The following is a 22,291-nucleotide window of genomic DNA, read 5'->3' as shown; positions in this document are numbered from 1 at the left end:
AGAGGAGAAATGTATGTTGAAACTGATTTCATGGAACGTGAACGGCCTGCGGGCCGCTGTCAATAAAGGGTTTCTCGATTATTTCGAACGCGAAAACGCCGATATCTTCTGTTTGCAGGAAACCAAGCTTCAGGAAGGGCAGATCACGGTCGAGCCGACTCGCGAGTACTACCAATATTGGAATTACGCGTTGAAAAAAGGCTACTCCGGAACCGCCGTTTTCACTAAAATCCGTCCGTTGTCCGTGCGTTACGGCATGGAAACCGATTCGGAAGACGAAGGCCGGATTTTGACGCTGGAATACGAAAGTTTTTATCTGGTCAACGTGTATACGCCGAACGCCAAACGCGATCTTACCCGTTTGCCGTACCGCTTGGAATGGGAAGACCGTTTTCGCGAATATTTGACGGGGCTCGACGCCGTGAAGCCGGTTATCGCGTGCGGGGATCTCAACGTGGCGCACCAGGAGATCGATCTGAAAAACGCGCGCCCGAATATCGGCAACTCCGGCTTCACGGACGAAGAGCGCGGCAAAATGACCGAACTGCTGAACTCCGGTTTTGTCGACACGTTCCGCTACTTTTACCCGGATACGGAAGGCGTCTATAGCTGGTGGTCGTACATGGCAAAAGTGAGAGAACGGAATATCGGGTGGCGGATCGACTATTTCCTGGCTTCCGAGCGTCTGGCGCCCAAGTTGCAAAACGCGCGGATCGACAGCGGGATTATGGGGAGCGATCATTGTCCGGTGGTGCTGGAGACGGAAGGATTATAATTTTCTTTAATAAAATGATCTATTTTGCAAACTTTCTTTAAAAAAATCGTCTCTTGATGTAAAATCGTGATGGATAACAATCGACGAGGAGGTTTACGGGAATGGATTACGTTTTGAGTGCAGAATTAAATAAGCATTTGGTTCGAGGGATCGAAAGCGGTTATAATCTTTACGCGTTGGAAAGAAGCGAAAAGCGACAAACGATGCGTGTAAGTGCCGCTTATGCTTGGGTAAAAGGAAATCATATCGATGACCAAGTCTCCAGGGAACTTGAGAATCTAGGAGTCAATTATCAGGACGATAAAGCCGGATATACTTGGTCTTACTTGCAATTTTCTATTCCTGAATCCAAATCGCTTTTGCTGATCAAAAACGCAACCATCATCAAAAGTTCAAGCAAACAGCCTGAACTGGATGTCAAAAATCCTGATAATTATTTGGTCGAGTTGTCCCGGATCAATTCCAAAGTCGATTTTGAAGAATTGAAACCCGAATATCAAGGCACCATGAAATTTAACGAACTTATGCAAGATTCGCTGAAAGAAGTGCAAAACCAAATTGCCGTTTCGGAATTCGACCGTTTTTATATCGTGACTTATGCGATCGAACCGAATAGCCGCATGTTGTCGAACGTCTCTTTATGGATGCCGGAGTTTAAGCAAGGAAGTAAAGTCGAGATGGTTCGCATCGACGACCTTTCACCTTACCTCGGCAATACAGGCATTGAGATGAACATGGAAGCCATCGGTGCGCTTGCCAATACGCCGGATAGCGAATTTTCCGGCGAAGCCGAAGAGTATGGGTATTCCGTCGCTGCCAAAAAGGCCGAAGAAAACGCGTAAATACATTCAGTTAACGTTTTGAGAAAGAGGGCTGCATATGTTTATTGGGGAAAAACTGAAAGATATTCGTTTTTTGCACGGATATTCTCGCAGCGATCTGGCCCAAATTCTTGGTGTAACCGAACAGTCGATCTGGCAATATGAAAATGATTATAACGGGCCCGGTTTGGATGTCGTGAATAAAATGAAAGAATTATTCAACGTCAAAGCCAAATATTTTTATGATCCCAAATCGATAAAAAAACCGATTCATGCAAGTCTGATCGCTTATCGTTCCAAAGAAATTAACAGCGTGACCCGTACGAACTATGAAGCTGCGCATATTGCGCATATCGAAGGGGTGCTTGACCTGTTCGAGAACTATATCGAGCATCCCGAAAATAAGCTTTTGAGCATTCGCAATTACGCGATCGATTTCATGTTCCGGAATGAGCATCGTTTGACGCGTACGGAAATCATTGATGATCTGGCCGATTATGCGCGAACAGCGCTCGGCCTGGAGCATCAAAACGACCGGTTGCTTTTCATTCTCGAAAAAAACGGAGCTTTCGTATTCGAAAAATCGTTGGGCAATTCTATTGGCGCTTACAGTGTATGGAGCGAGCAGCAGCGACCGATCATCATGTTAGGGACCGAAAAAAAATCGGCTGTACGCAGAAATTTCGATCTGGCGCATGAGTTAGGTCATCTGCTTCTGCATAATCAGATCGACATGAGCGAATTGAATAAAGCCAAGCATCAAAGTATCGAGCAAGAAGCGAACGAGTTTGCTGCCGCTTTTTTGCTGCCTGCCCATGAATTCGCGAGTGATTTGCTTTCGATCCGCAAAGTTTCGAATCCCAACTCTTATATCGAATTGAAGCAAAAATGGCAGGTTTCGATTCAGGTTATGGTCAATCGCGCGTATCGGTTAAATCATATTACGTACGACCAACAGCGTTATTTTTATGCTTCCATGAACCGAATGAAGTACACGCATAGCGAACCGTTGGACAATGAACTGAAATTGATCAGACCCGGTAAAATCAGAAGCTGTCTACAATTTTTGTTTGAACAACATTTGATTTCTTTTGAAGAACTGTCGGATGCGACATGGTTCAACGAACATCTATTGTCGAAAATTTTAGGATTGGAAGAAGGTTTTTTTGTACCCTATAAAAAACAAAACGATTTCTGCTTCAATGTAACGCCTTTACGAATACGCTCGAACAGCAACTGATTTCGCAAAAATTCATATATCGTTCTGAACGAATATCCGCTGAGCGACTGCCCCTTCCCCGGAGCGGCCGCTTCTTTAATTTGAACCCTACTTCTTTATTTTCACCTCTTATTGAAAGGGGTTACATCCGCTAAGGTAAAAAGATAAGCTTAAACACGCATGGGAGATTGATGTCCGGTACGAATGGACAGATGTCGCAGGGAGTGCGAAAATATCGTCAAGACGGTCGGGAAGGAGCGAAGTATGGATATCCTGGGGTTTTACCGAAGAACCGTGAAAAATAATTTGTTTACCAAGGCTGTGCTGCTTTTCTCCTTCATTACCATCGTGACGATTATCGCTTTTTCCTACTTCATGTTCACCTCGATGTCCCAATCGGCCGTACGCCGCGAGCTGGACAATCAAAAAGCGGCCATGTCGGCGATCGATCGCTATATCAATCTGCGCGTCGCGGAAGCGGATTCCATCATGCCGGACATTTACCGGGACGACGCATTGTCGATGGATTTGTCTTATTTCATGTTAAACCCGTACTCCGACTATATTCGTTACCGGCTCGACCGTTACGCGGAGACGGGGATCGACTCGGCCAACGCCAAAGCGCATATGGAAAACGTGCTGAATACGCGGCCGGACATTCAAGCGCTTATTCTGTATAGCAGCGAGCAGCAGGTGTTGTATTCGTACGGCAACGACGGGGAATTCCGCGCGGTCGCCGTCAACGCTTCGCAGTCGTACGTACCGGACGCGATGGCGATCGAGAACGCGAACGTATCTCAGCCGAATGCCTGGGTCAGCCGCGCGCTGGGCAAAGCCGATCAAGCGATGTATTCGGTCACGACGCCGGTTAACGACAAACAAACGCTCAAAAATCTCGGGCAACTGACCGTCTGGTTCGACTCTTCCCGGTTATGGAACGCGTTGACGGCTTACGAAAAAGAATTCAAAGGCGATATTTTCGTGCTGTCGGCGGACGGCCGGGTGCTGTTTGATACGTCGGGCCATTATTATGGGGAGCGCTTTCCTTACGCGGAGCGGCTGGATTCGGTGTATGACGTCAATACGTCGGGACCTTCCGAAGAAGACGGCATGTACCTCAACAAGCTGGCTTCGACGTCCGGCGGATATACGGTAGCGGGGCTGATGAGCCGGGCCGACGCGGCGGAATCGTATCGCAGTTTGCAGCGGACGATCGTGACGATCAGCATCGTATGTATCGCGTTCGCGATTCTCGTGCCGTCGCTGTTCATTTTCAGTTTCGCCAAACGGACGAACCGCATCATCCGTTTGACCCAGCAGGTAAAGCGCGGCGATCTGACCACGCGTTTGCGGGATCAAAAAGAAGACGAGTTGGGCCAGATCTCCAGCGGTTTCGACGATATGCTGGACGAACTGAATTTATATATCGACCGGGTGTACAAAGCGGACATCAAGCAAAAACATACCGAGCTGGCCGCGCTGCAAGCGAGGGTCAATCCGCATTTTCTGTACAATACGCTGGAAGTGATCCGCATGCGCGCCGTGTCGCAAGGAGCGAAAGACGTGGGCGAGATGATCTACAGTCTGTCCATGCTGTTCAAAAGCTTCGTGCAGCAAAAAGAACGGCATACGCTGAAAGAAGAACTGGAAGCGTGCCGGTTGTATCTGGAATTGTTCCGTATCCGGTACAAAGACCGTTTGGCTTATGATATTCAAGCGGACCCGGAGCTGTTGGATACGGAAGTGCCGCGTCTGTCCGTTCAGCCGATCGTGGAGAACTATATCGTGCACGGGATACGCAACCGCGATGCCGATAACCGGATCGTGATTTTCGCGGACCGCGAGCACGGCGATATTGCGGTGCGGGTACGCGATAACGGCCGGGGCATTCCGACGGAAAAGCTGCGGGAACTTCAGATTGCGCTGCACAACGCGGGCGAAGAAGCGGACAGCGAAGGCGGGTTCGGAATGCGCAGCGTGCATGAGCGGTTGCGGTTATTGTACGGACCGGATTACGGCATTTCGCTGCATAGCGGAGGAACCGGTCAAGGAACGCTGGTGGAAATCCGGTATCCGGTTTCGGAAAAGGGGGAGCGGCATGTACAAAGTATTTCTGGTGGATGACGAACCGTTCATTACTGAAGGTTTGGCCGATATTATCGATTGGGCTTCTTTCGACTTGGAGATCGTCGGCAGCGCGCAGGATGGCCGCGAAGCGTTGGAAGCGTTGCGGGAACAACAAGTCGATTTGCTGATCACGGACATTTCCATGCCGGAGATGAACGGGCTGCAGTTGATCGGCCGTATTCGCGAATCCCGGCCCGAACTGAAAGTCATGATCTTGAGCGGCTTCAACGAATTCGATTATCTCAAAGAAGGCATGAAGCTGGGAATCGAAAATTATTTGCTGAAACCGATCAACGTCGAGGAGCTGGAAGCGTCGCTCGTTAACGTAACGGAGAAGCTGCGCCGCGCCGAGCGCGAAGAAAAGTTTGGGGCGTTCGGGGCGCGAATCATTCGCGACAATGTTCTCCATCGTTGGTTGACGGGAGAAATTTCGCAGGCTGAGTTTGCCGAACGGGCCGGCTTGATGGGCATCTCATTGCGGCATCCGCAACTCGGCGTGTTGATTTTGCGTGCGGTCGAAGAAAACCAGGCGCTGTCTTTGCAAGCGGAAGAAGCGCTGCATGACGAACCGGAATGCGTCGTGTTTCGGGATATGGACGGCGACGCAGCGGTGATCGTGCCTGTAACGGCGAACGAGTGCAAAGAACGGTTGCTTGCGGCGTCTTCGAAGCTTGCACAGCGACTCGGGGGCGAAGGATTGCGGATCGGCGTGGGCAGCGTCGGTCCGATGCCTCAGCATGGTTCGGTCAGCCGGGCCGAAGCGAAAAAGGCGCTGGAGTACGCGCTCGTCGATTCCCAGCGTCAAATCTTCGAATACGCGCCGCCGACCGCCGTGGGAGCCGGATCGGGCGACGAAGCCTTGGGCGCATTGAAAGCGGATCTGGGCCGGGAGTACACCCGTCTTGTGCTGGCGCGTGACCACGAGGAGCTGAAACGCAGAATCGGCAAGGATTTTGTCGCGCTTAGCAAAACGGAAGGCATGACTCCGGAAGAGCTGCAAAATATCGCGCTCGGCGTCTGTACGGATTTTCGCGCTACATTGCGTGAGGTGAAGCGCGAGGAGGATGGTGAGCCGTTTCTTCAGGTACTTGAACGGATTCGCGGCGCTTCTCATATGGAGGAACTGATCGAAGCTGTTCGGCGCGCGGCTGAGGAGACGGTCGGCCTGCTGACGCGCGATACGCGAAGTCCGGTGGTGCAGCAGGTGCTTGGGCATGTGGTCGCTCATTACGGCGAAGAATTGTCTTTGAAAATGCTTGGCTCGCAGTATCATATTCACCCGGTCTATCTGGGACAGCTTTTCCATAAAGAAACGGGCGAGACGTTTACCGACTATCTGAACAAATACCGGATCGAGCGAGCCAAAGAAAAACTGCGCACCACGACGCATAAAGTGCAGGATATTTCCCGCAGCGTCGGCTATTGGGAAACGGGCTACTTTTACAAACAGTTTCGCAAATACGTAGGAATTTCCCCAACGGAGTATAAAGCGCTTCAGTAGGCGTATGAAAGCGGCGAATACGCGTAATGAAGCAATAACAGATTCGATTTTTGCCTGCTCCGAACTTACATTGCCGAAAAATCAATGTACGGCGCTTAAATCTTTTTATTTTTATACTACGTTGCCAATTATGCAAGGTGGAACTCATTTCTATACGAATTAGATAGAAAATCTGTTTTTACGTTGTCGTTTTAACAATGAAGCTTTCGAAAAGGCTTGAAATAAAGCTGTACATTGCTTAAAAAGCAACCTGGCATACTATTTTGATCCGCTTGACTCCAACAGATCGCTAAAGTACCGAATGCCCGACCAACTCGTTTGGGAAGCCATCTTTACCGCATAAAAACATTCAAACCGAAATTCATGAAAATCAAAGTCACGTTCATGTTATTTTCATGTAAATAAATCTTTCTAATTCATGGAAGAGATCGCCCTTTAGGCGGTCTTTTTCTTTATTTTGTACCCTGACATCTTAGTTTTCACTTCTTTTTGAAAGTGCTTTCATCATTTAGAGTGAAGATAGTTCTTATCGCAAGACACAAACAGACAGCAATTCAAAAGAGGAGGTCTATTTCATGCAAAAAGGCAAGAAGAGATTTTCGCTCGCAATTACCGCACTGACGGCGCTTAGCGTCGCACTCTCTGGGTGTGGCGGAGGCGGAAGCGCGGCTTCGGGCGGCGAAGGCACTTCGGAGAAACCCGTTGAGTTGATCTGGTATACCATCGGTACTCCGCAAAAAGACGTCGACACGGTTATGGCCGAAGTCAGCAAGTACACAACGGAGAAGATCGGTGCAACGGTAACGATGAAAATGATCGACTGGGGCGATTACCAGCAGAAGATGCAGGTTATGGTCGCTTCCGGCGAGCCGATGGACATTATCTTTACCTCGTCCGGCGGTTTCGATTATGTACAAAATGCCCGCAAAGGCGCGTTCATGGAACTGGATTCGCTGATCGAAGAATACGGTCAGGATCTGAAAAACACCATCGATCCGGCCTTCCTGGAAGGTTCGAAGGTTGACGGACACAACTACGCGATTCCGGCAAATAAAGAGCTTCCGCAACAGGAAGTCTGGCGTTTCAACCAAAACCTGATCGACGAATACAAAATGGACACAAGCGGCGTTCGTACCCTGGACAGCCTGGAGCCACTGCTGAAAACGATCAAGGAAAACGCGCCTGACGTGACGCCTTTTGCGATGGATAAAAACTATATTCCTTACGTGCCTTACGACTATGTGATCCAGAATCTGCCGATGGCCGTGAAGCTGGATACAACAGACTACAAAGTCGTGAACATTCTGGAAACGCCTGAAATGAAAGAAGCACTGACGACGATGCGCAAGTATTATCAAGCCGGTTATATCGCTCCGGAAGCGGCAACGACAGGCTCCACTTCGGACTTGGGTACTTCGGGCAAATGGCTGCTGGACCGTGCGCAAACGCAACCTTTCGCGGATAACGTCTGGTCGACAAGCAACGGTTACCCCATCACGTCGACACCAGCCAGCGATGCAATCATCACGAACAATTCCGTACAAGGTTCCATGATGGCGATCTCCGCCAACTCGGAATACCCGGAAAAAGCGATGCAATTCCTGAACCTTCTGAATACCGATGCGACGCTGCGCAATATGGTGGACTCCGGTATCGAAGGCACGCATTACAAAAAAACAGCCGACAACCGGATGGAAAACCTGCCGGAGTCGAAAAACTACGATATGCCGTCGTACTCGCTGGGCAACAACATGCTGCTCAACTTGAACCCGAACGACCCGGACAACAAATGGGACGAGTTCAAAACGTTCAACGAATCGGGCGTGGATTCCCCGATCCTGAGCTTCAACTTCGATCCGAAAAACGTATCGAGCGAACTGGCTGCGGTACAAAACGTGAAGGAGCAATTCTGGTCCTCGCTGATGACCGGTACCGTCGATCCTGAAACGTATCTGCCGCAAGCGATCGAGAAGTTCAACCAAGCCGGCCTGGAAAAAGTCATGGCTGAAGCGCAAACTCAGCTCGACGCCTGGAAAGCGGAAAACGGCAAGTAACAGCTGACCGAAACATAGTAGGGAGGAGGTCGGGCGGTGAAGGATCGCCCGGCCTTTTTTTAAAAGGAGGAGAGCATACGCATGGCAAACTTTTTGAAAAATTTGAGTCGAAATAAAGCACTGCTCTTCATGGTGCTGCCGGGGACGATTTGGTTTTTCTTCTTCTCGTATCTGCCTCTGGCGGGCACGATCGTAGCATTCAAAGAATACCGCTTCAGCCGTGACGGGTTCTGGGCCAGCATTTTCCGGAGCGAATGGGTCGGCTGGGACAACTTCAAATTTCTGTTCAGTACCGACGATGCTTTTACGATTACGCGGAATACGCTGCTGTACAATCTCGCGTTTATCCTTTTAGGCTTGGTGTTCTCGGTATTGTTGGCGATTATTTTGTCCGAGCTGGTCAACCGTAAGCTGTCGAAAATTTATCAAACCGGGATGTTCCTGCCTTACTTCCTGTCCTGGGTTATCGTCGGTTACTTCGTATTCAGCTTCCTGAGCATGGACCGCGGCTTGCTGAATCAGATTCTGGGTTGGTTCGGAGTAGGTCCGATCCAGTGGTATTCGGAAGCTGCTTACTGGCCGTATATTCTGATTATCGTCAATCTGTGGAAATCGATCGGGTACAGCAGCGTCGTCTATCTGGCGGCTATCCTGGGCATCGACAAATCGCTGTACGAAGCGGCAATGATCGACGGAGCCAACAAATGGCAGCAGATCCGCCGAATCACGATTCCGATGCTGACGCCGATCATCACCATCATGACGCTGCTTGCCGTCGGCAAAATTTTCTACGCGGACTTCGGTCTGTTCTATCAGGTGCCAAGAGATTCCGGTACGTTGTACGCGGTGACGAACGTAATCGACACCTATGTTTATCGCGGTCTGATGACGACAGGCGAAATCGGAATGAGCGCGGCCGCAGGTCTGTACCAGTCGGTCGTGGGCTTCGTGCTTGTTATTCTTTCCAACTATGTCGTTCGCCGCATGGATAAAGACAGCGCCTTGTTCTAGGACTCGAAACAAGCAGCCAAACCTTGTCGTTATCCGTTAACCCAGAAAGGAAGGTGCCGTTATGCAACTGGCGCGTAAAGCCGAGAAAACCGGCAAAGCCGAAAGAACCCGTAAACCCCGCGACTTCCACCGGATCACGCCGGGCTGGAATATCGTGTTCAATTTAATCGCCGGACTGTTTGCTCTGGCTTGTGTTTTTCCGTTCGTTTTCGTAGTCATCATCTCTTTGACGGACGAAAGCGTATTGGCCAGCGAAGGCTACCGCTTGATTCCGTCACAATGGAGCCTGGACGCTTACCGTTACATTTTCGAAAGCGGCGATACGCTGCTGAGAGCGTACGGCGTAACAATTGCGGTAACGCTGATCGGTACCGTGGTCAGCCTGATCATGATCTCGCTCTATGCGTATGCCGTATCGAGAAAAAGTTTCCGTTACCGTCGCTTCTTTTCGATCTTCGCGATCTTGACGATGCTGTTCAACGGCGGCATGATCCCGACCTATATGATCGTGGCGCAATTGCTCGGCCTTAAAAACAGCATCTGGGCGCTGATTCTGCCGCTGGCGATGAACGCGTTCTACGTCATGATCCTGCGTACGTTCTATAGCACCAGCGTGCCGGACGCCCTGGTCGAGTCCGGCAAGATCGACGGCGCAGGCGAGTTCCGAATTTTCCTGAAAATCATCGTCCCCCTGTCGCTACCGGGCCTAGCCACCATCGGATTATTCAGCACATTGGGCTACTGGAACGACTGGTTCAATGCCCTGCTGTACATCGACAACCCGAATCTCGTTCCGCTCCAGTCCATGCTCATGCGGATCGAATCCAGTATGCAATTTATCCAACAAAACTCCGCCAACGCCAATATCAGCATGGCCGCTCTCCAATCGCTGCCACAAGATACCGCCCGTATGGCCATGGTCGTTCTGGCAACCCTGCCAATTATTTTTGCTTATCCGTTCTTCCAACGCTATTTCGTGCAGGGCTTGACCGTAGGCGCGGTGAAAGAATAAAGGGAGCCGAAAACGGGTTCGAAAAAAGATATACCCTTTAAAATAAAAAAATGCCTGTCTAGGGTACTCAAAGTGTCAAAAAAGTCCAACGTAGCTGGAAGCGAGAAGACGGAGAGAGAAATTCAGTGAAGGAATGAAATGTTCGCCTTTGAAATCGGGAAAATTCCACTAAAAATTCAATCCTTTTTCCCGATTTCAACACGCGACCTAAAGCATTTCGAAGAAATGCACTTCGGAAGCATATGCTGGCAATTTCTCTCGGAGTCTTTTCGTTTCCATCACCTACGTAACTTTCTCGACAGACTGTCTACCTTAAAACAAGGCGAAGGAGGAAGCCCGTAATGACGGAACGGACAACGACGACGAATACAAACACGGCAAAACCTTGGCTGGACGCGGCGCTGCCCGCCGAAGAGCGGGCGAAGCTCCTGCTCGCGGCGATGACGCCGCGCGAAAAAGTGGGACAGTTGGTTCAGCCGTTCGGCTGGATGACATACTCGCGTCACGAAGGGAAAGCCGAACTGACGGAGAACTTTAAAGAGCAGGTGCGTCAGGGCGACGTCGGTTCGCTGTACGGAACCCTGCGCGCCGATCCGTGGACAGGCGTGACGCTGGAAACCGGATTGTCTCCGGCGGAAGGCGCCGAAGCGGTCAACGAAATCCAGCGTTACGCGGTCGAACATTCGCGGCTTGGCATTCCGCTGCTGGTCGGCGAAGAATGCTCCCACGGGCACATGGCGATCGGGGCGACGGTGTACCCGGTGCCGCTGGCGATCGGCAGCACCTGGAACGTCGATCTGTACCGGGAGATGTGCCGGGCGGTCGCTGCGGAGACGCGGGCGCAAGGCGGAGCGGCGACGTATTCGCCGGTGCTGGACGTGGTGCGCGATCCGCGCTGGGGCCGGACCGAAGAATGCTTCGGCGAAGATCCGTTCCTGATCGGGGAAATGGCGGTTGCTTCGGTCGAAGGATTGCAAGGCGAGAGTCTGAACTCGGCAGACAGCGTAGCCGCGACGCTGAAGCACTTTGTCGGCTACGGCAGTTCCGAAGGCGGCCGCAACGCGGGGCCGGTATCGATGGGCTGGCGCGAACTGATCGAAACGGACCTGTATCCGTTCGAACGGGCGGTCAAAGCCGGGGCCGCCTCCGTCATGCCGGCTTACAACGAGATCGACGGCGTGCCGTGCACGACGAACGAACGCCTGCTCGGCGGCATCCTGCGTAACGAATGGGGCTTTGACGGTCCGGTCATCACGGACTGCGGCGCGATCGATATGCTCGCCAGCGGCCATGATACGGCAGACGGCGGCGAAGATGCCGCGCTGCAATCGCTGCGCGCGGGCATCGACATGGAGATGTCGGGCGTCATGTTCGGCCAGCATTTGCTGGCGGCGTTCGAGGGCGGACGGTTGGAGCCGGACGTGCTGGATCTGGCGGCTTTGCGCGTGCTTAAGCTGAAATTCCGGCTCGGGCTGTTCGAACGCCCGTACGCGGACGCGCAGCGGGCAGCCGAGATCATCGGCTGCGACAAGCATGTGCGGCTTACCCGGCAGCTCGCTGCCGAAAGCGTCGTTCTGTTGAAGAACGACGGGGGTGTGCTGCCGCTGCCGGACACGGTCGGCAAGGTGGCCGTGATCGGTCCGAACGCGGACCGGGGGTATAACCAGCTCGGCGATTATACGTCGCCGCAGCCGGAAGGCAGCGTGACGACGGTGCTGCGGGGATTGAGCGAGCGGCTGGGGCAAGAGCGCGTGTTATACGCGCCGGGCTGCCGGATACGCGGCGAATCGCGCGAAGGGTTCGCGCGAGCGACGGAAATCGCGGCGCAGGCCGATGCCGTGGTGCTGGTCATGGGCGGATCGAGCGCCCGGGACTTCGGCGAAGGCACGATCGACTTGCGGACCGGAGCTTCGATGGTCACGGGCGAAGCGGTCAGCGATATGGATTGCGGCGAAGGGATTGACCGTATTACGCTGGAGCTGTCCGGCGTACAGCTCGATCTGATCCGCGAAGTTCATGCCGCCGCCGTCGGCAAACCGGTGATCGTGGTCTACATCGGCGGGCGTCCGGTCGCCGAGCCGTGGGTGGAAGAACATATTCCGGGGCTGCTGCAAGCCTGGTATCCGGGTCAGGAAGGCGGTCATGCCATCGCCGATATTCTGCTTGGCGACGTGAATCCTTCCGGACGCTTGACGATCTCGATTCCGAAGCATGTCGGCCAGTTGCCGGTACATTATCGGGGCAAGCGTTCGCGCGGTAAACGGTATTTGGAAGACAATTCGAAGCCGCGATACCCGTTCGGGTATGGGCTGAGTTATACGTCTTTCGATTACTCGGAACTGACGCTGTCGGCAACCGAATTATCGCTGGAAAAAGTGACGGCAGGAGAAAACGTTACGGTATCGGTGAACGTCACGAATTCGGGGCAGTACGCCGGAGCGGAAACGGTGCAATTGTATATCTCTGACGTCGTCAGCGCAGCGACTCGCCCGGCGAGCGAACTCAAAGGCTTCCAAAAGATAGCTTTGGAGCCCGGAGAAACGAAGACTGTTGAGTTTCAGATTGGCGCGGAGCAGCTCCGCTATATCGGACCGGACTATACGCCGGTCGTGGAACCTGGATTATTCAGGGTGAAGGTTGGACGGAACGTTGAGGATACGCACAGTACAGATTTGATTGTTGGAGAGGAATGAGACAACGATGCAACGTTTGAGACGTTTTATCCGGGAGTTGTCCCAGCAGCAGTGGCTGAAGCAGATGGAGTGGAAGAACTGGGACATTACCCGTTCCACCTACGGGCTTCCCGGCGAGTACACCGATATCGAGCCTTATCCGCAAGGCAAGGAACTGAACCCTTTTCCGAGCAAAAACGGCACGACGTACTTCTTCCGTTCGAAGCTTGAGGTTCCGGCGGATTGGAACGCGGATTCGGTAGGCCTGATCTTCGACTGCGGCGGCGAAGGGCTGCTGCGGGTGAACGGCAATTCCTATCAAGGTATCGACGACAACCATACGTACGCCACGCTTGATCTGGAGCGGGTCGGCCGCGAGCCGGAGCTTGAGATCGAGATGTTCGATATTATTCCCGAGCCTTACGATCCGCTGAACGAGCAGGCGACGATCAAGCCTCCGATCCGCGCCGTACGCAGCTTGATCGTACTGCCGAACAAGCCGGTACGCAGCCTGATGTATACGGTGACGGTCGTACGCGATTCGCTGGCGCTGCTGCCGGAGACGGATTTCCGCCGCGTCCGTTTGCTGGAGGCCTTACATAGCGCGATGGATGCTTTTACCGGACTTGGCCCGGACGAAGTTCAGGAAGCTTCTGCCGTAGCCGCGATCGAACAGCAATTGCGGGACCGCGTGCGGAAGATCGGCGGCAACAACGCGGAAGGGCAAGAGATCATGGTCGGCCAATCGCATATCGATATCGCCTGGCTGTGGCCGGTGCGGGAAACCGTGCGCAAAACGAGCCGTACGTTCTCCAGCGTCGACACGCTCATGAACGAATATCCGGGCTACCTCTATACGCAAAGCCAGCCGATCCTGTTCGATTTCCTGAAGCAAAACGATCCCGAGCTGTACGAGCGCGTCAAGGCACGGATCAAAGAAGGACGTTGGGAACTGGTCGGCGGGATGTGGGTCGAGCCCGACCTGAATATTCCGAGCGGCGAATCGCTGATGCGGCAGATGCTGTACGGACAACGCTTTTACCAAGAAGAGTTCGGCAAAATCTCGCATATCGAATGGCTGCCGGACACGTTCGGGTACTGCGCTTCGCTGCCGCAAATCCTGAAGCATGGCGGCGTGGACTACTTCATGACGACCAAGCTGAACTGGAACGATACGAACACTTTCCCGTACGATCTGTTCCATTGGGTCGGCATCGACGGCACGCCGATTCTGTCGTACCTGAACCATGGGGTCAACGAACATACGCATCCGAAAGACATTCACGAACACTGGCAGTCTTACCGTCAAAAAGACAAGCACACCGAGCAAATGCTGCTGTACGGACACGGCGACGGCGGAGGCGGCGTGACGCGGGAAATGCTGGAGTATATCGACCGCGCCGATCTAATGGTCGGACAACCGGTCAGCCGTTACGGCACGGCGGCGGAGTTTTTCGACGGTATCACCCAGGCGGACCCGGATCTTCCGATCTGGCGCGGCGACCTGTATCTGGAACTGCATCGCGGCACGTATACGACGCATGCCTACAACAAGCGCGCCAACCGCAAAGCGGAAATTCTGTACCGCGAAGCGGAACTGTGGAACGTGCTGGCCGCCGGGGCGGCAGGTTCGGCCTCGCCGTCCGGCGCGCAGCCGCATGAAAAATACAGCGAAGCGCTGGAATCGCTGCACAAAGGCTGGAAGCTGATCTTGCTCAACCAGTTCCACGATATCATTCCGGGCTCGGCGATTACGGAAACGTATCAAACTTCGGATGCGGAATATGCGGAAGTGTTTGTAGAGGGAGAACGCGGGCTGACGATCGGCGCAGAAGCGCTTGCCGGGCAGATCGATACGCAAGGCGAAGGTACGCCTTACGTCATTTTCAACAGTCAGGGTTGGAGTCATTCGGCAGTCGTACGGATCGAGGGAGCAGCCGGACAAGCCGCCTACGATTCGGAAGGCAAGTCACTGGAAGCCGATACGGAAGCCGGCGACCTGTTCGTTCACGTGAATGATATTCCGGCACTGGGGTACGTAACCGTTTGGCTGCGTCCGATCGCAGACACTCCGGCAAAGACAGTGTCTGCGGACGCGTTACCGGATGTTTGGGAAACGGCGCATTATACGGTTCGTTTCAATGAAAACGGAGAAATCGGTTCGTTGCTCGACAAAGCCGCAAATCGCGAGATCGTTCAGGCGGGCGAAGCGGCGAACGCATTCCAATTCTTCCACGACCGTCCGACCGAATGGGATGCTTGGGACATCGATCCTCGCTTCGAGCAACAACCTGCGGGCAAAGCGGAACTGTTGGAAAAAACGATCGTGACTTCAGGCGGCGTGCGCGACGTATTGCGTTTCCGTTGGAAGCTGAACGAATCGACGATCGAACAGGACGTTATTTTTTACAAGCATGATCGTCGCATCGACTTCAAAACGCATGTCTCGTGGCATGAAGCGCACAAGCTGCTGAAGGTTGCGTTCCCGGTCGACGTGCTGGCGGAAAAAGCGACGTACGAAATTCCGTTCGGTTCGCTGGAGCGTCCGACGCATCGCAATACGAGCTGGGAGCAGGCGCAGTTCGAAGTGTGCGGACATCGGTTTGCCGACGTGTCCGAGCGCGGTTACGGCGTGAGCCTATTGAACGATTGCAAATACGGCTACGACATTCAAGGCAGCAATATCCGGTTGTCCCTGCTGAGAGCGCCGAAGTGGCCGGATACGCAAGCGGATCTGGGCGAGCACGACTTCACGTATTCGCTGTATCCGCATGAAGGAGACTGGAGAAACGCAAACACGGTAAAAGCTGCGGCTGCACTGAACCAAGAGCTTCCGGTAATCCGCACCGAAGCTCGCGCTGGCAGCCTGCCGTCGAATTCCTCGCTCATCGGTTTCGATGGCGTGCATGTGATTCTCGATACGGTCAAACCGGCCGAGGACGGAAGCGGCGTCATCGTGCGTTTGTACGAATCGGCAGGAGGTCGCGAGACCGTCAAGCTTGGCTGGAAAACGCCGATCGAACGTGTCGTATCGTCCGGCGCGCTTGAAGAAGACGGCGAAGCACTCGAACTTATCGAAGGGTCTGCGGTGTCGCTTGTTTTCAAACCCTACGAGATCAAAACGATCAAATTGATTCTGGCCTAACGGTTTCTGATTAACGATTCCGATCCGCTTTTCGCGCCGACGTCTTTCGCTCAACCATCCAAACGACGGCTTTCGCTGCCGAGACGGTGATTGGCGGGGCGTCGGCTTTTCTTTTCAGCGTTACGCATCAAGGTACATCCACTTACAAAGGAGCGATCCACTTGGAACAATTCCGCCTTCCAAAAATCCCGATGCCCAAATTCGAACTTCCGCAAGCCGTACAGGACGTGCTGGCCGAAGCTGACGTCGCGCTCGCGCATCGCCCCAAGCTGCTGAAGCTGTTCAAAAACTGTTTTCCCAACACGCTGGAAACGACGACCAAGCTGATGGACGACGGCACGACTTTCGTGATTACGGGCGATATTCCGGCAAGCTGGCTGCGCGATTCGGTCGAGCAAGTGATCCATTATGTGCCTTTCGCCAAAGAAGATAAAGACCTGCAACGCATTATCGGCGGATTGGTCAAGCGTCACGTCAAATACGTCCTGATCGACCCTTACGCCAACGCGTTTAACGAAACGGCCAACGATTGGCACTGGAACAAAGGCGACGGCACCGACATGTCCCCGTGGGTGTGGGAGCGCAAATTCGAGATCGACTCGCTGTGCTTCGTGGTGCGTTTGGCGTATCTGTATTGGAAAGAAACGGAGCAGACCGATATTTTCGACGAAAGTTTCCGCGAAGCGATGGAAGCGATCGTGAACGTGTTCCGCACCGAGCAATACCATTTCGAACAATCGCCGTACCGTTTCACCCGCGACAACGGCATCGAGCACGATTCTTTGCAAAACAAAGGGATGGGCATGCCGGTCAACTATACGGGGATGGTCTGGTCGGGCTTCCGCTCCAGCGACGACGCGTGCGATTTCCATTACAATATTCCGGGCAATATGTTCGCGGTCGTGGCTTTGCGCCAGATGGGCGAGTTTTTCGAATGGATTTTCCGGGATCAGGATTACGTGCGCGAGCTGAAAAAGCTGGAGCAGGAAATTGATCGAGGCATCCGCTTGTACGGCACTTACCGCCACCCGGAATTCGGCCCGATCTACGCGTACGAAACAGACGGCTTCGGCAATTACTGTCTGATGGACGACGCCGGCACGCCGGGTCTGATGTCGATTCCTTATCTGGGCTACGTCGGCGCGGACGATCCGGTGTACCAAAATACGAGACGCTTCGCGCTTAGCAAAGAAAATCCGTTCTATTACGAAGGCACCGCGGCAAAAGGCATCGGCAGCCCGCACACTCCGCCGGATTACGTTTGGCATATGGCACTTTCCATGCAAGGCTTGACGGCTTCGTCGAAAGAGGAGAAGCTGGAGTTGATTCAGATGCTGGAGAACACGGACGCGGACACCGGCTTTATGCACGAAGGGTTCCATGTGGACGACCCGACGATTTTTACGCGAAAATGGTTTGCCTGGTCCAACAGCCTGTTCTCGCAGCTTGTGTATAAGGCGATGAAGGAGGATATTTTGTGAGCGAGACTTATTTGAAAAAAGCGATAGAGCCGACTAATCAAAAGGTGATCTTTTTCCGCGACCCGAGCTTTCCGGCTTCAGGTCCGCTGCCGGGCCTGAAAGAACTGGGTGCTTACGGTTTGGTGACCAGCGCGGCCGATCTGGGAGATGCGTTAAACGATCGCTTCGGCGACGGGGAAGGGGTATTGGTCAATCTGCATGCGCCGTATTTCCCGGAGAGCGCATGGACAGCCATTCTGAACTTTTTGAAAAAAGGCGGCGGATTGCTTAGCGTGGGCGGCGCGCCGTTTAAACGTCCGGTGCGTCAGGAAGGCGGGCGCTGGCGGATCGGGCCGGAGCAAACGGGGTACCACCAACAGCTCTTTATCCACGAAACGCTATCGGTCGAAGCCAAACAGGCGGTTCGTTTGGAAGCTTCGCCGGAGCTGCCGTTGCTCGGCGGCGACGAAGCCTTATTCGCGGCAGCCGACGAAAGCGACGGAGCGGCGGGCGGCATGACGGTCGGCGCGACGTGGAACCTGGTTCCGCATACGACCCGCGACGCCGACTTGCCGGAACAAATGGGTTCGGCCGGAACGATGAGCACCAAGATCACGCCGCTTTTGCGCGCCTACGATGCGGCGGATCGCCCGATTGCGGCGCCCGTCGTGCTGTGGGAGCAGGTGCGGGGTCCGTTTGCGGGTTCGCGCTGGGTGTTCGTGAACCGGCCGCTAACGTCCGCACTGGCGGAAGGTCAAGGGCTTGAAGCGTTGGCGCGTTGGGCGGCGTTTGCCGCGCGCGAAGCCGTCGAACTGTCGCTGGCGCCGGATAGCGCCGTATACGAACCGGGCGAACGCGCACGTTTGAAGTTGCGCGTGCAGCGGATTCGGCGCGCGGGAGTTCCGGCCAATCTGCCTGCATTCGTCGGGCAGCAAGACGCCGATTCGCTGATTTCCGGCGGCAAAGTTTCGCGTATTGCGAAAAGCAACAGCGGACAAAGCGAAGGAAGCGGAGCAAGCAAAAACGGAAAAGCTTCGCAGACTGCTGCGGGCGGCGGGAACGAAGCCCAGCAGCCTGACGCAGCCGGAGCCTGGACGTTCCGGTTGTTGGTGACTGCGCCCGACGGCTCCGAAGCCTACGCTCAGACCATCGAGACAGCGGTAGCTTACGATTGGAACGTGTCCAATATCGTGCTGCCTTTCGATATTCATCCGGGCCTGCATAACGTCACTTGCTATGCGCAATCGCCCGAAGGCGAAGTCCGCGTGCTGAGCCAGGGCTTCTGGGGACAAGATCAGGAATTGCTGGCTTCCGGCAGCCCGATCTCGTCGAACCGCGATTATTTTGTCCAGGACGGACGGCCTCTGCCGATCGTCGGCATGACGTATATGACGTCCGACGTGGCGCGCAAATTCCTGTTCCTGCCTAACGCGGCGGTGTGGGACCGCGATATGGCGGCGATGGCGAAAGCCGGGATCAATTGGATTCGTACCGGAATCTGGACGGCTTATCGCAATATTATGCAGGTGGACGGCCATGCGTCGGAAGAAGTATTACGCGCGATCGACGCGTTCTTCCTGACTGCTGCCAAGCATAAGCTGCATGTAACCTTCACCTTCTTCTCCTTTACTCCGGAGACATGGGAAGGGCAAAATCCGTATCTCGACCCGCAAAGCGTCGAAGCACAGAAACGCTTTATCCGCTCGATCGTCAGCCGTCATACGCAAACGACGCATGTCGATTGGGATCTGATCAACGAGCCGTCGATGTTCGATCCGGCGAAAATCTTCTCGGCCGGACCGCGTTCGCTGCGCGATCAGTTCGAACGTGCGGCTTTCGTAACCTGGCTCAAAAAACGCCATGCTTCGATCCACGAGCTGCGCGAACACTGGAACATGACGCCGGCCGAGCTGCCTTCGTTCGAAGCGGCCGCGATTCCGGAACCGGAAGAGATCAACTTCGACGTGCAGGATATGCACAGGGGCAAAAAAGGCACCCGCTGGCTGGATTACAGCCTGTTCTCGGTCGAAATGCACAGCGCTTGGGCGGCCGAACTGATTTCTTCGATCAAGCAGCTTGTTCCGCATCACCTGGTTACGGTCGGCCAGGACGAAGCACAGGGCGCGCAGCGTCCGTCGCCGCTGTTCTATGAAGACGCCGTTGATTACACCACCGTGCATTCGTGGTGGCTGAACGACAGCTTGGTCTGGGACGGCGTTTTCGCGAAAACGCCGGATAAGCCGAACGTCATTCAGGAGACGGGCATCATGTACGTCGAGACGCCGGACGGCCGGGCCAAACGCAGCGAGTACGAGCTGCGCAACTTCCTGGAACGCAAATACGCGTATGCGTTCTCCACAGGCGGAGCGGGCGCGATCCAATGGATCTGGAACACCAACTTCTATATGGACAACGCCAACGAATCGCATATCGGGGCTTTGCGCGCCGACGGCACGGAAAAGCCGGAAGCGGACGTCTCGTACGACTTCGGCCGTTTTATGGCGGAGATCCGCGATCTGTTCACAGGGCGCAAGTTGGAAGAAGTGGCGGCGGTCTATCCGTATTCCAACGACTTCTCGAACCGTTCGTTCGCGGTCGAGACGACGAATCGACTGACGCGCGTGCTGACATACGATCTGAAGCTGCCGTTCCGCGCCGTGTCCGAATACCGTCTGGATTCGCTTAAATCAAACCCGGCCAAGCTGATCTTCGTGCCGAGTCCGCATAATATGGACGACGATTCCATGAAGACGCTGCTGCGGATCGCCAAATCGACGCAAGCGACGTTGGTCATCACCGGTCCGGTCGGGCTCGATGCGTACTGGCACGAATCGGATCGCGCCGACAAACTGCTCGGCATTCGCACGCTGAACAACGTTCGCCGCGAAGAAATGCTGGAGCTGGACGGCAAACGGTTGCCTGTCTCGTTCGGCGGGCGCCGGATCGCGGAGACGCTCAAAGAAACCCCAGCCGACGCAGAAGGCCGCGCGGATCAGGTATTGGATGTGCCGAACGGCAAAGGACGCCTGGTCTGGAGTCCGCTGCCGATCGAATTGGGCATGGGCGACGCGCCGATCGCCGAATTGTATCGGTATGCCGCGGAAAAAGCGGGTGTCGTCGACGATCTGGAATGGTTGGCGGGCGGCGAGCTGGCGGGTATTTACGGCCGCAAGCTGAAGTTTGCCGAAGGCAGCCTGTATGTATTCGTATCCGAATACGCATGGGATACGGAAGTGAAGGTTCGCGACCGGGCGACCGGTCAGGTCTATGGCTTCACGCTGGAAAGCGAGCGTTCGGTGCTGTTCGCGACAGATTCGCAAGGTAAAATCACGGCGGTCTATCGGCCGGAAGAAGTGGAGATCGAGATCGGCGAATAAACTGCCGAATCAGGATCTACGCCAAGAAAATACGCAGCGGGAGAGACTTTTTCTCTTCCGCTTTTTGCGTTGAATTTAGCTATGCCCGATGCTTCTTAATGCTACCGAATGATTTGCTTCCTGAGTCACATCGCGGCGTAAGGGTTAAAAGGAGACAGTGCAAAGATGAGGCTTTTTGTCGAAAGCTTTCGATAAAAAGCTATACATATTTGCCTTTATTTCTTTTACACTCAACAGGAGGTGCATTTCCATGAAACCTTACAATCGTGCAGCCAGTATTCTTGGCGTGCTGCTGCTGAGCAGTGCTCTGGCAGCTTGCGGAAGCGAATCGAACTCCGCATCTCAGAGCGAGCCGAACACATCGACAACGACAACAGACAATACGAGCATCGAGGAGCCTGCAACGGCGACGCCGGACGAGGAAGCAGCCACCGATCAGGAAAACGGTGGAGATAACGCTAGCGATTCGACAGACTCGGCTACCGAAGATCCAGCAGCAAGCGAGACTGACAAGCCGAATGATTCTGCTACCGACGATACGGACGCAACGGACGACGCTTCTTCCGCAAGTGCGACCATTGCCCAAGAAGACCCGGCCGATGCCTCCAAGCAAGGAGACAAAGGCGCAGGCGCAGACCGTCCGAAAACGGAAAAGTTCCAGATCGCTACAGCCGACTCTACCGATTCCGTAACCGGCAAGCTTCAAGAAGGCTACGGCTATGCCCTTTACGCCATGGAAGGATTGGAATTCGACGCCGAAACCAACCGTCTGTCGATGACCTCCAATCCCGACTACTACGCCATCATTACGCCGCTTGAAAAAGGCTACGCACTGGCAACATTACGCAACGAAGCCAAAACTGCGCTGAAAGCCTACGGAACGCCATCCGAACTCAAAGGCGACAAAATTCCGGCAGCTCTATCCAGCGCGCGTCTGTTCCTTTCCGCCGAAAACGAAGCCGGAACCGGACAATTCGCCCTCTGGGAAACCCCATCCAAAGGCTATGACCTAAAAATCAATATCCCGACCGGAGAAGACGCCGAAACCTTCACGACCCTGGCCTATGCCTCCCTCTCCACGCTGGCAGACTAACAAAAGCTAAAAATACGTTAGTTC

Annotated in this window: 13 protein-coding genes; all 13 read left to right on the top strand. The window is 54.1% G+C overall.

All coding sequences use genetic code 11. The features are described from left to right. Positions 1 to 16: 16 nt before the first annotated feature. The 13 genes from WKI47_RS04910 (at position 17) to WKI47_RS04850 (ending at position 22,267) form a co-directional block, all read left to right on the top strand. Positions 17 to 775 (top strand): exodeoxyribonuclease III, encoded by a 759-nt coding sequence (locus tag WKI47_RS04910; RefSeq protein ID WP_340226208.1) that lies wholly within the window; start codon positions 17 to 19, stop codon positions 773 to 775. A 101-nt stretch (positions 776 to 876) separates the two neighbouring features. Continuing rightward, positions 877 to 1,617, top strand: coding sequence for a hypothetical protein (locus tag WKI47_RS04905; protein WP_340226046.1), 741 nt, complete (start codon positions 877 to 879; stop codon positions 1,615 to 1,617). Between the two features lie 37 nt (positions 1,618 to 1,654). Further along, positions 1,655 to 2,836: an XRE family transcriptional regulator gene (locus WKI47_RS04900; RefSeq protein ID WP_340226045.1), complete on the top strand. Its 1,182-nt coding sequence runs from the start codon at positions 1,655 to 1,657 to the stop codon at positions 2,834 to 2,836. A 243-nt stretch (positions 2,837 to 3,079) separates the two neighbouring features. Further along, positions 3,080 to 4,939, top strand: coding sequence for a cache domain-containing sensor histidine kinase (locus WKI47_RS04895; RefSeq protein ID WP_340226044.1), 1,860 nt, complete (start codon positions 3,080 to 3,082; stop codon positions 4,937 to 4,939). Next, positions 4,914 to 6,443 carry a response regulator transcription factor gene (locus WKI47_RS04890; RefSeq protein WP_340226043.1) on the top strand — a complete coding sequence of 510 codons (1,530 nt, stop codon included), beginning with the start codon at positions 4,914 to 4,916 and terminating at the stop codon, positions 6,441 to 6,443. The genes WKI47_RS04895 and WKI47_RS04890 overlap by 26 nt, the downstream gene beginning before the upstream one ends. A 575-nt stretch (positions 6,444 to 7,018) precedes the next feature. Next, positions 7,019 to 8,497, top strand: coding sequence for an ABC transporter substrate-binding protein (locus tag WKI47_RS04885; RefSeq protein ID WP_340226042.1), 1,479 nt, complete (start codon positions 7,019 to 7,021; stop codon positions 8,495 to 8,497). An 81-nt stretch (positions 8,498 to 8,578) separates the two neighbouring features. Beyond that, a complete protein-coding gene (locus tag WKI47_RS04880; protein WP_340226041.1) occupies positions 8,579 to 9,508 on the top strand; it encodes an ABC transporter permease in 930 nt (309 codons plus the stop codon). Between the two features lie 61 nt (positions 9,509 to 9,569). Then, entirely contained in the window at positions 9,570 to 10,520 is a 951-nt protein-coding gene (locus WKI47_RS04875) for a carbohydrate ABC transporter permease (RefSeq protein ID WP_340226040.1), read from the top strand. Between the two features lie 341 nt (positions 10,521 to 10,861). Continuing rightward, positions 10,862 to 13,213 carry a glycoside hydrolase family 3 N-terminal domain-containing protein gene (locus WKI47_RS04870; RefSeq protein WP_340226039.1) on the top strand — a complete coding sequence of 784 codons (2,352 nt, stop codon included), beginning with the start codon at positions 10,862 to 10,864 and terminating at the stop codon, positions 13,211 to 13,213. A gap of 7 nt (positions 13,214 to 13,220) precedes the next feature. After that, complete coding sequence (locus WKI47_RS04865) at positions 13,221 to 16,337, top strand: alpha-mannosidase (RefSeq protein ID WP_340226038.1); 3,117 nt, start codon at positions 13,221 to 13,223, stop codon at positions 16,335 to 16,337. Positions 16,338 to 16,498: 161 nt separating this feature from the next. Next, positions 16,499 to 17,818, top strand: coding sequence for a glycoside hydrolase family 125 protein (locus tag WKI47_RS04860; RefSeq protein WP_340226037.1), 1,320 nt, complete (start codon positions 16,499 to 16,501; stop codon positions 17,816 to 17,818). After that, complete coding sequence (locus tag WKI47_RS04855; protein ID WP_340226036.1) at positions 17,815 to 21,174, top strand: glycoside hydrolase; 3,360 nt, start codon at positions 17,815 to 17,817, stop codon at positions 21,172 to 21,174. The genes WKI47_RS04860 and WKI47_RS04855 overlap by 4 nt, the downstream gene beginning before the upstream one ends. 250 nt (positions 21,175 to 21,424) lie before the next feature. Next, entirely contained in the window at positions 21,425 to 22,267 is an 843-nt protein-coding gene (locus tag WKI47_RS04850; RefSeq protein ID WP_340226035.1) for a hypothetical protein, read from the top strand. The last annotated feature ends 24 nt before the right edge of the window (positions 22,268 to 22,291 follow it).

This window comes from Saccharibacillus sacchari, from assembly GCF_037722395.1.
In the GTDB taxonomy this organism is placed as follows: Bacteria; Bacillota; Bacilli; order Paenibacillales; family Paenibacillaceae; genus Saccharibacillus; species Saccharibacillus sacchari_A.
This window is presented reverse-complemented; position numbering and strand designations above follow the sequence as displayed.

What these genes read in the sequence shown, in the direction of transcription:
- WKI47_RS04890 (WP_340226043.1), top strand. Translation starts at nt 4,914, where the DNA reads ATGTACAAAGTATTTCTGGTGGATGACGAACCGTTCATTACTGAAGGT.
- WKI47_RS04900 (WP_340226045.1), top strand. Translation starts at nt 1,655, where the DNA reads ATGTTTATTGGGGAAAAACTGAAAGATATTCGTTTTTTGCACGGATAT.
- WKI47_RS04870 (WP_340226039.1), top strand. Translation starts at nt 10,862, where the DNA reads ATGACGGAACGGACAACGACGACGAATACAAACACGGCAAAACCTTGG.
- WKI47_RS04905 (WP_340226046.1), top strand. Translation starts at nt 877, where the DNA reads ATGGATTACGTTTTGAGTGCAGAATTAAATAAGCATTTGGTTCGAGGG.
- WKI47_RS04875 (WP_340226040.1), top strand. Translation starts at nt 9,570, where the DNA reads ATGCAACTGGCGCGTAAAGCCGAGAAAACCGGCAAAGCCGAAAGAACC.
- WKI47_RS04880 (WP_340226041.1), top strand. Translation starts at nt 8,579, where the DNA reads ATGGCAAACTTTTTGAAAAATTTGAGTCGAAATAAAGCACTGCTCTTC.
- WKI47_RS04850 (WP_340226035.1), top strand. Translation starts at nt 21,425, where the DNA reads ATGAAACCTTACAATCGTGCAGCCAGTATTCTTGGCGTGCTGCTGCTG.
- WKI47_RS04895 (WP_340226044.1), top strand. Translation starts at nt 3,080, where the DNA reads ATGGATATCCTGGGGTTTTACCGAAGAACCGTGAAAAATAATTTGTTT.
- WKI47_RS04885 (WP_340226042.1), top strand. Translation starts at nt 7,019, where the DNA reads ATGCAAAAAGGCAAGAAGAGATTTTCGCTCGCAATTACCGCACTGACG.
- WKI47_RS04865 (WP_340226038.1), top strand. Translation starts at nt 13,221, where the DNA reads ATGCAACGTTTGAGACGTTTTATCCGGGAGTTGTCCCAGCAGCAGTGG.